The organism is Streptomyces sp. NPDC051133 (assembly GCF_040682635.1).
Lineage (GTDB): Bacteria > Actinomycetota > Actinomycetes > Streptomycetales > Streptomycetaceae > Streptomyces.
In genome coordinates this window covers 52,821-65,919 of sequence record NZ_JBFBBK010000006.1, presented here as the reverse complement: position 1 = coordinate 65,919, position 13,099 = coordinate 52,821, and the positions used below count along the sequence as shown (strand labels likewise).

Annotated in this window: 13 protein-coding genes; 5 read left to right on the top strand and 8 right to left on the bottom strand. The window is 73.2% G+C overall.

Annotated elements, in window-relative coordinates; genetic code table 11:
• Nucleotides 1–282 precede the first annotated feature (282 nt).
• Complete coding sequence (locus AB0N17_RS09325) at nt 283–1,071, top strand: GntR family transcriptional regulator (protein WP_366010563.1); 789 nt, start codon at nt 283–285, stop codon at nt 1,069–1,071.
• Here the strand turns inward: AB0N17_RS09325 and AB0N17_RS09320 are convergent.
• Nucleotides 1,052–1,477: a DUF6299 family protein gene (locus tag AB0N17_RS09320; RefSeq protein WP_366010562.1), complete on the bottom strand. Its 426-nt coding sequence runs from the start codon at nt 1,475–1,477 to the stop codon at nt 1,052–1,054. The genes AB0N17_RS09325 and AB0N17_RS09320 overlap by 20 nt on opposite strands.
• Nucleotides 1,478–1,938: 461 nt before the next feature.
• Here AB0N17_RS09320 and AB0N17_RS09315 point away from each other — a divergent pair, with 461 nt between their 5' ends.
• Nucleotides 1,939–2,133, top strand: coding sequence for a DUF5999 family protein (locus tag AB0N17_RS09315; RefSeq protein WP_366010561.1), 195 nt, complete (start codon nt 1,939–1,941; stop codon nt 2,131–2,133).
• 4 nt (nt 2,134–2,137) lie between these two features.
• Here AB0N17_RS09315 and AB0N17_RS09310 read toward each other — a convergent pair whose 3' ends face one another.
• Both AB0N17_RS09310 and AB0N17_RS09305 read right to left on the bottom strand, forming a co-directional pair.
• Nucleotides 2,138–2,536 carry a RidA family protein gene (locus tag AB0N17_RS09310; RefSeq protein ID WP_366010560.1) on the bottom strand — a complete coding sequence of 133 codons (399 nt, stop codon included), beginning with the start codon at nt 2,534–2,536 and terminating at the stop codon, nt 2,138–2,140.
• On the bottom strand, nt 2,533–3,663 hold the full coding sequence (locus AB0N17_RS09305) for an acyl-CoA dehydrogenase family protein (protein WP_366010559.1): 1,131 nt from the start codon (nt 3,661–3,663) through the stop codon (nt 2,533–2,535). Before AB0N17_RS09305 ends, AB0N17_RS09310 begins: the two co-directional genes overlap by 4 nt.
• A 187-nt stretch (nt 3,664–3,850) precedes the next feature.
• Between AB0N17_RS09305 and AB0N17_RS09300 the strand changes: the two genes are divergently transcribed.
• The gene (locus AB0N17_RS09300) at nt 3,851–5,443 is read left to right on the top strand and encodes an AMP-binding protein (protein WP_366010558.1); all 1,593 of its coding nucleotides are present in this window, start codon (nt 3,851–3,853) and stop codon (nt 5,441–5,443) included.
• Between the two features lie 15 nt (nt 5,444–5,458).
• Nucleotides 5,459–6,271, top strand: a complete 813-nt coding sequence (locus AB0N17_RS09295; RefSeq protein WP_366010557.1) for a PaaX family transcriptional regulator C-terminal domain-containing protein — start codon at nt 5,459–5,461, stop codon at nt 6,269–6,271.
• Nucleotides 6,272–6,278: 7 nt separating this feature from the next.
• Here the strand turns inward: AB0N17_RS09295 and AB0N17_RS09290 are convergent, their stop codons facing one another.
• The 3 genes from AB0N17_RS09290 to AB0N17_RS09280 are packed head-to-tail and all read right to left on the bottom strand — an operon-like array spanning nt 6,279 to nt 9,781.
• Nucleotides 6,279–6,596, bottom strand: a complete 318-nt coding sequence (locus AB0N17_RS09290; protein ID WP_366010556.1) for a hypothetical protein — start codon at nt 6,594–6,596, stop codon at nt 6,279–6,281.
• Nucleotides 6,597–6,625: 29 nt separating this feature from the next.
• Nucleotides 6,626–8,947, bottom strand: coding sequence for a bifunctional salicylyl-CoA 5-hydroxylase/oxidoreductase (locus AB0N17_RS09285; RefSeq protein WP_366010555.1), 2,322 nt, complete (start codon nt 8,945–8,947; stop codon nt 6,626–6,628).
• Nucleotides 8,948–8,953: 6 nt separating this feature from the next.
• A complete protein-coding gene (locus AB0N17_RS09280) occupies nt 8,954–9,781 on the bottom strand; it encodes an enoyl-CoA hydratase family protein (RefSeq protein ID WP_366010554.1) in 828 nt (275 codons plus the stop codon).
• A 297-nt stretch (nt 9,782–10,078) separates the two neighbouring features.
• On the opposite strand from AB0N17_RS09280, the gene AB0N17_RS09275 reads away from it, so the two are divergent.
• Complete coding sequence (locus AB0N17_RS09275; protein WP_366010553.1) at nt 10,079–10,531, top strand: ATP-binding protein; 453 nt, start codon at nt 10,079–10,081, stop codon at nt 10,529–10,531.
• Here the strand turns inward: AB0N17_RS09275 and AB0N17_RS09270 are convergent.
• Together AB0N17_RS09270 and argF are read right to left on the bottom strand one after the other, a co-directional pair.
• Nucleotides 10,491–11,936: an amino acid permease gene (locus AB0N17_RS09270; protein ID WP_366010552.1), complete on the bottom strand. Its 1,446-nt coding sequence runs from the start codon at nt 11,934–11,936 to the stop codon at nt 10,491–10,493. The genes AB0N17_RS09275 and AB0N17_RS09270 overlap by 41 nt on opposite strands.
• 119 nt (nt 11,937–12,055) lie before the next feature.
• Nucleotides 12,056–13,069 (bottom strand): ornithine carbamoyltransferase, encoded by a 1,014-nt coding sequence (argF, locus tag AB0N17_RS09265; RefSeq protein ID WP_366010551.1) that lies wholly within the window; start codon nt 13,067–13,069, stop codon nt 12,056–12,058.
• Nucleotides 13,070–13,099: the final 30 nt, after the last annotated feature.

The window sequence follows — 13,099 nt, the reverse complement described above, 5'->3', positions numbered from 1 at the left end:
GGCGGTGACCTGCGTACGACGCTGTTGCACGTAGGGCTCGGGACCTGGCCACTAATGGTGTAGACCAGTACGGTGGAGCTTGGCCTAGACCTTTCGGGGTGTCAAGGGTGGTCCAGGAAGCCGGTGGAGGCCGTTACGAGAAAGTCACCGGAGCGCGTCCGTCCGCATACGACCCTTTTGACCCACCGGAGTTCACCGGCGCCCGCCGGAGGGAGTTGGACTAGACCATAGGGCAGTGGGTCGCTATAACGGGAGCCCACCGACACAGCCGGGAAGGCAGGCATGACCATCGACGCCGGCAGCGCGCGCGTGCCGAAGTACTACCGGATCAAACAGCAACTGCTCGCCATGGCCGACGCGCTGCAGCCCGGCTCGGCCATGCCGGCGGAGCGGCTGCTCGCCGTCCGGTTCGACACCTCACGGACCACCGTCCGCCAGGCGCTCCAGGAGTTGGTCGGCGAGGGCCGGCTCGACCGGATCCAGGGCAAGGGCACGTTCGTCGCCCAGCCCAAGCTGTACCGCACGCTCCAGCTGACCTCGCACACCGAGGACATGCGCGCACAGGGGCTCACCCCCTCCTCGCAGATGCTGGACGTCGGCGAGGTGCCGGCGGACGAGCGGCTGGCGCGGCTGCTCGGCATCGCCATCGGGGAGCGGGTGCTGCGCATCGAACGGCTGCGGCTGGCCGGCGGCGACCCCATGGCGATCGAGACGACCCATCTGTCGGTGCGGCGCTTCCCCGGGCTGCGCGCGTCCCTGACCCGGTACCCCTCGCTCTACACCGCGCTCGCCGAGGTGTACGGCGTCCACCTCACGGAGGCCGACGAGACCATCGAGACCTCCCTGTCCACCCCGCGCGAGGCCCAGCTGCTCGCCACCGACGTGGGCCTGCCGATGCTGCTGCTGTCCCGGCACTCCCGGGACGCGGAGGGCTCTCCGGTGGAGTGGGTGCGCTCGGTGTACCGGGGCTCCCGGTACAAGTTCGTGGCCGCCCTGCGCCGGCCGGGCATCCCGGTGGTCCGGCACAGGGGCACTCCGCCGGAGCGGGAACTCAGCTCTGGGCGAGGGTGACGTCCTGGTCCGCGACCGCGTGGAGGGCGGGCAGCACGGCGATGCCCGCGGGGCGCATCTCCACGAGTGCGGCCCGGACGTGGGCGGGTCCCGCCTTCAGGTCCTCCGACGAGACCTTCCCCGAGTTCTGCCAGCGGTGTTCGGCGCCGTCGCACTGGGCGAGGCTGCCGCCGACGCCGTGCTGGACGTGCGGGTCGGACTGGCTGACCGAGGAGCCGACGAACACCGGTCCGGTGCCGGCCGTGCAGCGGTAGCCGCCCGAGAGGGTGATCGTGCCGTCGGGCGCGATCCGGCCGGTGGCGTCGACGCCGATGGTCTCGGCGGGGTCCGCGCCGGCCGGCCCGGCGGCGGCGCACAGCAGGGCGACGGCAGCGAGGGCCGTGGCGAGGACGGGGCGTACGGGCATGGGGGACCTCCCGGTTCCGTGGGATGGGCGGCCTCCACTGGTACCGGGCGCCCGCACCGCCGGACGTGACCGTCACCCCATCGGTGGCGCGTCCTGGCACCGTCCGGCCCGGCCGCCGGGAACTCCCCCGTGACCGCCGTCATCGAACCGTCCGGTAGTTGTCCGTGTGTTGTCACGCTTCACGGCGGACGGTTCCGGGGTGTTCACGGCGGGGGCATGGTCTAGGCCCTGTCGTCAAACTCCCGCCTGCCCCGCGACGCCATGCACGCACTCTCGCCGCACCGGGCCCCGACCCAAGTACATCCAGTACGAGGGACGAGGCCCGGCACGCCGAGAGCACGCACCTGACGCCGCAGAGCCCGCCCTCCGGGCGAACGGCGGGAGTTTGACGACAGGACCTAGGAGTGACCGGGCGGCGAGTCGGCCGCCGGCACCGCTCGCATCCGATGTGGAGGTGCGCCATGTGTACCCACTCCCCCTCCTGCGCCGGTCCCGGCACCCTCGTCCGGCACCCCGTGGCCGCCCACCCCGAGCAGGGGTGGACCCTGCTGTGCGACGGCTCGATCGTCTTCGACGACAGCGGGGAGCTGGACCCGGACGGCCGTGTGGTCCCGCCCCGTCGGCTCCCGGCGGACCGGCTCGCCGTGGCCGCCTGACCGGCTACGGCAGCACCGCGAACCCGTCCAGCTCCACCAGCGCCCGCTCGTCCCACAGCCGTACGACCCCGACGACGGCCATCGCGGGATAGTCCCGGCCCGCCGACTCCCGCCAGATGCGCCCGAGTTCACGGGCGTGCTCCCGGTAGGCGGCGACGTCGGTGGCGTAGACGGTGACGCGGGCGAGGTCGGCGGGGGTGCCGCCGGCCGCGCGCAGGGCGGTGAGGAGGTTGCCGAGCGCCTTCTCGAACTGCTCGACGAGCGTGGCCCCGGTGACCTTGCCGTCGGTGTCGAGCGCGGTCTGCCCGGCGAGGAACACCACGCGGGAGCCGGCCGCGACGACGGCGTGCGAGAAGCCCGTGGGCGGGGACAGCTCCGGCGGGTTGACGCGCTCGGTGGTCACTGCTCCTCCTTGTCCGCCGCGGCGTACAACTCCTTGGCGATGATGCCCCGTTGCACCTCGCTCGCCCCCTCGTAGATGCGCGGTGCGCGCACCTCGCGGTAGAGGTGTTCGAGGAGGTGGCCGCGGCGCAGGGCGCGGGCGCCGTGCAGCTGGACGGCGGTGTCGACCACGTACTGCGCCGTCTCGGTGGCGAGCAGCTTGGCCATCGCGGCGCGCCGCGGGACGTCGGCGGCGCCCTCGTCGTACGCCGTCGCCGCCGCGTACACCATCAGCCGGGCCGCCTCCGTGCGCAGCGCCATCTCGGCGACCTGGTGGGAGACGGTCTGCAGCCGCATCAGCGGGCCGCCGAAGGCCTCCCGCCGGCGGGTGTGCCGGACGGTGGCGTCAAGGGCGGCCTGGGCCATGCCGACGGCGAAGGCCCCGACGCTGGGCCGGAAGAGGTTCAGGGTGCCCATGGCGACGGCGAAGCCGCGGTCGGCCTCGCCGAGGACGTCGTCGGCGGTGACGGGCACGGCGTCGAAGTCGAGGGCGCCGAGGGGGTGCGGCGAGATCATCTCCAGGGCGGTGCCGGTGAGTCCGGGCCGGTCGGCGGGGACCAGGAAGGCGGTCACGCCCCGGGATCCGGCGCCGGGCGTGGTGCGGGCGAAGACCGTGTAGAGGTCGGCCTCGGGGGCGTTGGAGATCCAGCACTTGGCGCCGGTGAGCCGCCAGCCGGCGCCGTCCCGTTCCGCCGCCAGGGTGAGCGCCGCCGCGTCCGAACCGGCCCCCGGCTCGCTCAGCGCGAAGGCGGCGACCGCGCTGCCGTCGGCGACCCGGGGCAGCCAGTGCTCGCGCTGTTCCGGGGTGCCGTGGGCGTGCACCGGGTGGGCGCCGAGGCCCTGGAGGGCGAGGGCGGTCTCGGCCTCGGTGCAGGCCTGGGCGAGACACTCGCGCATCAGGCACAGCTCGAGCGCCCCCGAGGTGAACAGCCGGGCGAGCAGGCCCAGTCGGCCGAGTTCGGCGAGGAGCGGCCGGTTGACGCGGCCCGGTTCGCCCTTGTCGGCGAGCGGGCGCAGCCGTTCGGCGGCCAGGGCGCGCAGCTCGGCACACCAGGCGAGCTGCTCCGGTTCGAGTGAGAATGCGGGCACTGCCGGTCCTCCCTCCGGGACGGGCCACCGCGGCCCTCACCGCCACCGTCCGGCGTCATGGCGGCCGGCCACCGACGTTATCGCGGACAGTTGACTGCCGTCACCAACACGATACGCTCGAACCGCGAGCCCGCCAGAACGCCCGTACGGACTGCTTGTCACGGCTAGGCAAGGGGGCGAACCACCGATGCACGTCTCGGCCCACGTCGACACCTTCGCGCGCGACCACCTGCCCCCGCCGGACGAGTGGCCCGAGCTGCGGTTCGACCTGCCGGAGCTGCGCTATCCCGCCCGGCTGAACTGCGCCGCGGAACTGCTGGACCACGCCGACGCGGCACGCCCGGTCTTCCACACCCCGTCCGGCCCCAGCTGGACGTACGGCGAGCTGCGCGGCCACGTCGACCGGATCGCGCACCTGCTCACCGGCGAGCTGGGCGTGGTCCCCGGCAACCGGGTGCTGCTGCGCGGCCCCACCACCCCCCATCTCGCCGCCTGCTGGCTGGCCGTGCTGAAGGCGGGCGCGGTCGCGGTCACCGTCCTGGCCCAGCAGCGCCCGCACGAACTCGCGACCCTGTGCGAGATCGCCCGGGTGCAGCACGCGCTGTGCGACGTCCGGGCGGTGGACGACCTGGCCAAGGCCGAGGTCCCGGGCCTGCGGATCACGACGTACGGCGGTGACGCCCCCGACGACCTGCTGCGCCGCCCGGCGCCGGGCACCCCGTTCCCGGCGGTCGCCACCGCGGCCGACGACGTGGCCCTGATCGCCTTCACCTCCGGCACCACGGGTCGCCCGAAAGGGTGCATGCACTTCCACCGGGACGTGCTGGCGATCGCCGACACCTTCTCCCGGCACGTGCTGCGGCCCCGGGGCGACGACGTCTTCACCGGCAGTCCCCCGCTCGGCTTCACCTTCGGCCTCGGCGGACTGGTGATCTTCCCGATGCGCGCGGGCGCCAGCGCCCTGCTCCTGGAACAGGCGGGGCCCAGGCAGCTGCTGCCCGCGATCGCCGGACACCGCGTCTCGGTCCTGTTCACCGCCCCGACCGCGTACCGCGCCATGCTGGACGAACTGGACCGGTACGACGTCTCGTCCCTGCGCCGCTGCGTGTCGGCCGGCGAGAACCTGCCCGCGGCCACCTGGCGGGCTTGGCACGAGCGCACCGGCGTCCGCATCATCAACGGCATCGGCGCCACCGAGCTGCTGCACATCTTCGTCTCCGCCGCCGACGAGCACATCAGACCCGGCACCACCGGCGTCCCGGTCCCGGGCTGGCAGGCGCGGATACAGGACGCCGACGGCGCGCCGGTGCCCGACGGCGAGCCCGGGCTGCTGGCCGTGCGCGGGCCGGTCGGCTGCCGCTATCTCGCCGACCCGCGGCAGCGCGTGTACGTCCGGGGCGGCTGGAACATCACCGGCGACACCTACGTCCGCGAGGCCGACGGCTACTTCCGCTACGTGGCCCGCGCCGACGACATGATCATCTCGGCCGGGTACAACATCGCCGGACCGGAGGTGGAGGACGCCCTGCTGCGCCATCCGGACGTGGTGGAGACGGCGGTCGTGGGCCGCCCCGACGAGGCCCGCGGGCAGATCGCGGTGGCGTACACGGTCCTGCGGGACGGCGCCCGGCGCGACCCCGAGGCGCTGCGCGCCTTCCTCACCTCCGAGCTGGCGCCCTACAAATGCCCCCGCGAGTTCGTCTTCCTCGACGCACTGCCCCGCACGGCCACCGGCAAGCTGCAGCGGTTCCGGCTGCGGGCCGAAGGTGACCGGCGGTGACGCCGACGACCTAAAATGATCAACGTGTCCGAGCAGCACGCCCCCCGGTCCCTCATCGTCACGCTCTACGGCGCGTACGGGCGCTTCATGCCCGGCCCGCTGCCGGTCGCCGAGCTGATCCGGCTGCTGGCCGCGGTCGGTGTCGACGCGCCCTCCGTCCGGTCCTCGGTGTCCCGGCTCAAACGCCGCGGACTGCTGCGGCCGGCCCGCACCCCGTCCGGCGCGGCCGGCTACGAACTCTCGCCCGAGGCACGCCAGTTGCTGCAGGACGGCGACCGCCGGATCTACGCCACGGCACCGCCGCAGGACGAGGGCTGGGTGCTCGCGGTGTTCTCGGTGCCCGAGTCGGAGCGGCAGAAGCGGCACGTGCTGCGCTCCCGGCTGGCCGGCCTGGGGTTCGGCACCGCGGCGCCCGGCGTGTGGATCGCTCCCGCGCGGCTGTACGAGGAGACGCGGCACACGCTGGAACGGCTGCACCTGGACCCGTACGTGGACTTCTTCCGCGGGGCGCACCTGGGCTTCGCGGCCACGGCCGAGGCGGTGGCCCGCTGGTGGGACCTCGCCGCCGTCGCCAAGGAGCACGAGCGCTTCCTGGACGCGCACGCGCCGGTCCTGCGCGGCTGGCAGTGCCGCGACGACACCCCGCCCGAGGAGGCCTACCGCGACTATCTCCTCGCCCTGGACTCCTGGCGCCATCTGCCGTACAGCGACCCGGGTCTGCCCACCGCGCTGCTGCCGGCCGGCTGGCCGGGCGTGCGCTCGGCGGAGGTGTTCCGGGCCCTGCACGAGCGGCTGCGGGACGCGGGCGCGGAGTTCGCCGGGGTGTAGCGCCGGCTCAGGCGCAGAACCGGCGGTACAGCCGCGCCCCGGCCGCCCGGGCACGGCGTGCCGGTCGGGCGAACTCGCGCACGCGCTCCGCCGCGGGCGTGGACCGGGTCGACGTGAAGCGGACCGATGCCAGCGCCGCAGCCGACATGGACCGGCCCGGACGGGGTGCCGGGTGCCCTACCCCGACGAGATACGCCTCTTCGCCCGGCCGCCCGGCCGCTCGACCACTCGACCGCCCGGCGAGCCAGTCACCGTCCGGCCCGATCGCCCACTCGACCGCCGCCCGCCGGTCGGCCACCCGGAAGTACTCGAAGACCACGCTCACGGCCGCAGTACAGCGGACGGCACCGACAGTCAGCCGTCGAGGGTCAGCCGGGGCTTCGGGGCGTCCGTGCGGCCGGTCTGCGGGCGGCGGCTGCCCGCCCGGTACGGCGCGGGCCACCCGGCGCCCGGGCCCTCGTAGCCCTGCTCGGCCGCCGCGTGCAGGGTCCAGTGCGGGTCGTACAGGTGAGGGCGGGCCAGCGCGCACAGGTCGGTGCGGCCGGCGAGGACGAGCGAGTTGACGTCGTCCCACGAGGAGATCGCGCCGACCGCGATCACCGGGACGCCGGCCTCGTGCCGGATGCGGTCGGCGAACGGCGTCTGGTACGACCGCCCGAACTCCGGCTGTTCCTCGGCCACCACCTGCCCGGTGGAGACGTCGATCGCGTCGGCGCCGTGCGCGGCGAAGGCGCGGGCGATCCCGACGGCGTCCTCGGCGGTGGTGCCGCCCTCGGCCCAGTCGGTGGCGGAGATGCGCACCGTCATGGGCCGTTCGGCCGGCCACACCGTGCGGACGGCGTCGAACACCTCCAGCGGGAACCGCAGCCGCTTCTCCAGCGAGCCGCCGTAGGCGTCGGTGCGGCGGTTGGTGAGCGGGGAGAGGAAGCCGGAGAGCAGATAGCCGTGCGCGCAGTGCAGTTCCAGCAGGTCGAAGCCGGCCCGGGCGGCCCGCCACGCCGCGGCGCTGAACTGTTCGCGGATGTCGGTGAGCTGGGCGCGGGAGAGCTCGCGCGGGGTCTGGCTGCCGGGCCGGTACGGCAGCGGGGAGGCGGCGGCGAGGGGCCAGTTGCCCTCGGCGAGCGGCTCGTCCATGCCCTCCCACATCAGCTTCGTCGAACCCTTGCGGCCGGAGTGGCCGAGCTGCACGCCGATCGCGGTGCCGGGCGCCTTGGTGTGCACGAATTCGGTGACGCGCCGCCAGGCCTCGGCCTGCCGGCCGGTGTAGAGGCCGGCGCAGCCCGGGGTGATCCGGCCCTCGGCGCTGACGCAGACCATCTCGGTCATCACCAGGCCGGCCCCGCCGAGGGCGCGGGCGCCGAGGTGGACGAGGTGGAAGTCGCCCGGGACGCCGTCGACCGCCGAGTACATGTCCATCGGGGAGACGACGACCCGGTTGCGCAGGGTCAGTCCGCGCAGCCGGAACGGGGTGAACATGGGGGGTGTACCGGGCGGGCAGCCGAACTCGCGCTCCACCGCCTCGGTGAAGCGGGAGTCGCGCAGCCGGAGGTTGTCGTGGGTGACGCGGCGGCTGCGGGTGAGCAGGTTGAAGGCGAACTGGCGGGGCGGCTGGCCGAGGTACAGCGGCAGGTTCTCGAACCATTCCAGGCTCGCCCGGGCGGCCCGCTGGGTGGAGGCGACGACGGGCTTGCGTTCCTCCTCGTAGGCGGCCAGCGCCTCCGGAAGGGTGGGCCGCTCGCGCAGGCAGGCGGCGAGCGCGAGGGCGTCCTCCACGGCGAGCTTGGTGCCGGAGCCGATGGAGAAGTGGGCGGTGTGGGCGGCGTCCCCGAGCAGCACGACGTTGCCGTGCGACCAGCGCTCGGTGACCACCGTGCGGAAGGTCGTCCAGGTCGAGTTGTTGGAGTGCAGCGGGCGTCCGCGGAGCGCGTCCGCGAAGATCTTGGCGCAGCGCTCGACGGACTCCTGTCCGGCCAGTTCGTCGAAGCCGGCCGCCCGCCAGACCTCCTCGCGCATCTCGATGATCACGGTGGAGGCACCGGATTGATTCTGTGGCCCGGAGGGCCTCGTTGAGGGGTGGTGGTCGGGAGACGGGTGGGCGTAGGGATAGCCGTGCAGTTGCATCACGCCGTGTTCGGTCTCGGCGATCTCGAAGCGGAAGGCGTCGAAGGCGAAGTCGGCGGCGAGCCAGATGTAGCGGCAGCGGTGCGCGGTCACCCGGGGGCGGAACACCTCGGCGTGGCCCTGGCGGGTGGCGCTGTGCACGCCGTCGGCGGCGACGACCAGGTCGTGGGTCGCGGAGAGCTGCTCCAGGGGCGGCGCCTCGGTGCCGAAGTGGATCTTCACCCCGAGCGCGTGACAGCGCTCGTGCAGGATGTTCAGCAGGGTCCGCCTACGCACCGCGGCGAAGCCGTGTCCCCCGGAGGTGTACCGGGTGCCGCGGTGCACGATGTCGATGTCGTCCCACCGTACGAAGCACCGCTCGAGCGCCTCGTACACCACGGGGTCGGCGTGCTCGATGCCGCCCAGGGTCTCGTCGGAGAGGACGACGCCGAAGCCGAACGTCTCATCGGGGGCGTTGCGCTCCCAGAGGGTGACCTCCCGTGCGGGGTCCAGCCGTTTCAGCAGGGCTGCGGCGTAGAGACCGCCGGGGCCTCCGCCGATGATCGCCACACGCATGGGACCTCACCTCCCCCGCCACTTCGGCGGGCGCTTCTCCGTGAAGGCCGCGTGGAACTCCGCGTAGTCCTCGCCGTTCATCAGCAGGGCCTGGGTGGAGGCGTCCAGTTCCACCGAGGCCGCCAGCGGCATGTCCAGCTCGGACGTCAGCAGGGCCTTCGTCTGGGCGTGGGCCAGGGCGGGGCCGTCGGCCAGGCGGCGGGCGAGGTGCCGGGCGGCCTCGTCGGCGCGGCCCTCCTCGGTCAGCTCGCTGATCAGGCCGATGCGTTCCGCCTCGGGGGCGCGGACCGGCTCGCCCAGCATCAGCAGGCGGGTGGCGTGGCCGAGGCCCACCACCCGGGGCAGCAGGTAGGCCGCGCCCATGTCGCCGCCGGAGAGGCCGACGCGGGTGAAGAGGAAGGCGAAGCGCGCGGACGGGTCCGCCACCCGGAAGTCCGCGGCGAGGGCCAGCACGGCTCCCGCGCCCGCCGCCACCCCGTGCACGGCTGCGATCACCGGGAAGGGGCATTCGCGGACCGCGCGGACGACCTGCCCGGTCATCCGGTTGAAGTCGAGCAGCTGGGCGGTGTCCATGGCCAGGGTGGCGCCGATGATCTCGTCGACGTCGCCGCCGGAGCAGAAGCCGCGCCCCTCGCCGGCCAGGACCAGGGCCCGTACCGCGCGCTCCCGGGACAGCTCGGCGAGCAGGTCGCGCAGGTCGGCGTAGGCGCCGAAGGTGAGCGCGTTGAGTTTCTCGGGGCGGGCGAGGGTGACGGTGGCGACCCCGTCGGCGAGCTGGACCCGCAGGTGCTGCCAGTCGGTGGTACGGGCGGCGGAGCCGGTGAAGGGACTCATGACGTGCGGCCTCCTAGGGCGGCGGTGCCGTACGTGTCACTACCCCACCGAAGCTATCACTCATTTGTGACTGTCGTCACGGGTACGCGACAGCCGTACGCCGATCGGCCGAAACAGGTCACGTGCGTCACCGGTCGTCGACAGCCCCGTAACAGTGGGCTCGCCCGCGCGAGGTGGGCCGTTCGTCCGGGTAGGCCGCCCGGTACCGGGGCCGGTGGTCCCGGGCGAAGCCCGACGACGGTCCGCGGTGGCCGGGCCCGTACCATTCCTACAGTCGAAAGCAGGACAGCCTGCTCCATGAACGGACTCGCCTTGTACGAACGCCCCACCGAACCGGCCTCCTGGCGCATCGCACTGCCGCACACCGCCGCCGCGGTGCCCGTGGCCCGTGCCCTGGTGCGGACGGCCCTCGCCGAGGTGGAGCACACGGCCGACAGCGACACCGCGGAGCTCCTCACGGCGGAGCTGGTGGCCAACGCGGTGGAGCACACCGCGGGGCGCGGCCCGATAGAGCTGGTCGTGGAGCTGATGCCGACCGGCTGCCAGGTCGAGGTCCATGACCCGGACCCGGCGCCGCCCGGCCATCTGACCCGGCCGGTGATCGAGGCACCCGACCCCTGGCAGGAGGGCGGGCGCGGACTGCTGCTGATCCGCGCCCTCAGCTCCTCCTGCGGTCACCGCCCCACCCCGTCGGGCAAGGCGGTGTGGTTCAGACTGCCTGCAATTCCTGGTCAGCGGCGTTCGGCGTGACCTCGGGGGCCGCCTCGGCCAGCGTGGAGTGCCGGCGGCCGTAGCCGGCGTAGACCAGCAGGCCCACCACGAGGAAGACGGCGAACTGGATCCAGGTCCGCCAGCCGGTCTCGTACATCAGGTACAGGCAGAAGCCGACGCCGAGCAGCGGCACCACGGGGTAGAGCGGGACGCGGAAGCTGCGGGTGAGCCCCGGCTCGCGGCGGCGCAGGGCGATCACCACGATGTTGACGACGGCCATGACGGCGAGCGTGCCGATGGTGCACAGGTTCATCACGGCGTCGAGGGAGGCGAAGGCCGCCGGGACCGCGAAGACGAGGGCGACGATCAGCGTGCCGGCCACCGGCGTGGAGGTCTTCGGGGAGACCTTCTCGAAGACGCGCGGGATCAGGCCGTCCCGGGACATCGACATCAGGATGCGGGTCTGGCCGTACATCACGGCGAGGACGACCGAGGCGATGGCGACGACCGCGCCGAAGGCGATGACCCCGCCGCCGATGCCGGAGCCGGTGACCTCGTTGACGACGTAGGAGAGCGCGGCGGGACGGCCGGCCACCTGCTTGCCGCCGATGGCGCCGATCGCGGCGAGCGCGACCGCGCAGTAGAGCAGGGTCACGATGCCCATGCAGACCATGATCGCGACCGGGATGTCCCGGCGCGGGTTCTTGGCCTCCTCGCCGGCCGTGGTGATCGCGTCGAAGCCGATGTAGGAGAAGAACGCGGCCGTGGTGCCCGCGCCGATGCCGCCGAGACCGGCCGGGGAGAACGGGGTGAGGTTGCCGTGCTTGAAGGCGCTGTAGCCGACGGCGCAGAAGGCGAGCAGGATGACGAGCTTCACGGCGGCCATGGCGGCCGTGGCCCGGGCGCTCTCGCGCACGCCGCGCACCAGCAGCACGGAGGCCATGGCGATGACGATCACGGCGGGCAGGTTCACGATCCCGCCGTCACCCGGGCCCGCGGACAGGACGGCCGGGAACTGGACGCCGGTGAGGCTGTGCAGCAGCTCGTTGACGTACTGGCTCCAGCCGACCGCGACGGCCGAGATGGAGATGCCGTACTCCAGCAGCAGGCACCAGCCGACCAGGAAGGCGGTGGACTCGCCGAGGCCGGCGTAGGCGAAGGAGTACGAGGAGCCGGAGACCGGGATCGCGCCGCCCAGCTCCGCGAAGGAGAAGGCGGTGAAGACGCAGGTGATCGCGGCGAGCACGAAGGAGACGACGACGGCCGGACCGGCCTGGGCGACGGAGTCGGAGAGGCCGACGAAGATGCCGGTGCCGACGATGGCGCCGACGCCGAAGCAGATGAGCTGGAACAGGCCCATCGTGCGCTTGAGGCCGTGGCCCTCGCGGTCGGCGCCGGATTCGGCGACGAGCAGGTGCGGGGACTTGATGCGGGGAGCGGGCATTGCGGGTGGTGCTCGTTTCTGGTGGTGCGGGCGACCGGGGTGAGGTCGCGGCGACGGCCGGAGTGGGTGGTTCCGGGCCGTCGGCCAGGATAAGGGCTGGTCGGGGGCGTGGACCAGGGTTACCGGGCGAGTGTGGCGACCAGCACCGCCTTGATGGTGTGCAGGCGGTTCTCGGCCTCGTCGAAGACGACCGAGTGGGCGGACTCGAACACCTCGTCCGTGACCTCGAGCGAGGTCAGGCCGTAGGTCTCGTGGATCTCCTGTCCCACCTTGGTGCCGAGGTCGTGGAAGGCCGGCAGGCAGTGCAGGAACTTCACGTCCGGGTTGCCGGTGGCCCGCAGGACGTCCATGGTCACGGCGTACGGCGCCAGGGCCTCGATCCGCTCGGCCCAGACCTCCTTGGGCTCGCCCATGGAGACCCAGACGTCGGTGGCGATGAAGCCGGCGCCCGCGACGCCCTCCGCGACGTCCTCGGTGAGCGTGATCCGGGCGCCGCTGGAGGCGGCCAGCTCCCGGGCGCGGTCGACGATCTCCTGGGCGGGCCAGTACGACTTCGGGGCGACGATCCGCACGTCCATGCCGAGCAGGGCGCCGGTGACCAGGTAGGAGTTGCCCATGTTGAAGCGGGCGTCGCCGAGGTAGGCGAAGGCGATCTCCGCCGGCGGCCTCGCGCTGTGCTCGGTCATGGTGAGCACGTCGGCGAGCATCTGGGTCGGGTGCCAGTCGTCGGTGAGGCCGTTGTAGACCGGTACGCCGGCGTACGCGGCCAGCTCCTCGACCTTCGCCTGGCTGTCGCCGCGGTACTCGATGCCGTCGAACATCCGGCCGAGGACGCGGGCGGTGTCCCGCACGGACTCCTTGTGCCCGATCTGCGAGCCGGAGGGGTCGAGGTACGTGGTGGAGGCGCCCTGGTCGGCGGCGGCGACCTCGAACGCGCACCGGGTGCGCGTCGAGGTCTTCTCGAAGACCAGCGCGATGTTCCGGCCGCGCAGGTACTGCGTCTCGGTCCCGGCCTTCTTGGCGGCCTTCAGCTCGGCCGCCAGCTCGACCAGACCGCGCAGCTCCTCCGCGCTGAAGTCCAGCTCCTTGAGGAAGTGGCGGCCGGCGAGGGCGGCGGTCGGGACTGTCGCCATGGGGGGCGCTCCAGAGGTACGGCTACAAAG

Coding starts and splice junctions, on each gene's coding strand:
- AB0N17_RS09325 (WP_366010563.1), top strand. CDS start 283: ATGACCATCGACGCCGGCAGCGCGCGCGTGCCGAAGTACTACCGGATC.
- AB0N17_RS09320 (WP_366010562.1), bottom strand. CDS start 1,477: ATGCCCGTACGCCCCGTCCTCGCCACGGCCCTCGCTGCCGTCGCCCTG.
- AB0N17_RS09315 (WP_366010561.1), top strand. CDS start 1,939: ATGTGTACCCACTCCCCCTCCTGCGCCGGTCCCGGCACCCTCGTCCGG.
- AB0N17_RS09300 (WP_366010558.1), top strand. CDS start 3,851: ATGCACGTCTCGGCCCACGTCGACACCTTCGCGCGCGACCACCTGCCC.
- AB0N17_RS09295 (WP_366010557.1), top strand. CDS start 5,459: ATGATCAACGTGTCCGAGCAGCACGCCCCCCGGTCCCTCATCGTCACG.
- AB0N17_RS09285 (WP_366010555.1), bottom strand. CDS start 8,947: ATGCGTGTGGCGATCATCGGCGGAGGCCCCGGCGGTCTCTACGCCGCA.
- AB0N17_RS09280 (WP_366010554.1), bottom strand. CDS start 9,781: ATGAGTCCCTTCACCGGCTCCGCCGCCCGTACCACCGACTGGCAGCAC.
- AB0N17_RS09275 (WP_366010553.1), top strand. CDS start 10,079: ATGAACGGACTCGCCTTGTACGAACGCCCCACCGAACCGGCCTCCTGG.
- AB0N17_RS09270 (WP_366010552.1), bottom strand. CDS start 11,936: ATGCCCGCTCCCCGCATCAAGTCCCCGCACCTGCTCGTCGCCGAATCC.
- argF (WP_366010551.1), bottom strand. CDS start 13,069: ATGGCGACAGTCCCGACCGCCGCCCTCGCCGGCCGCCACTTCCTCAAG.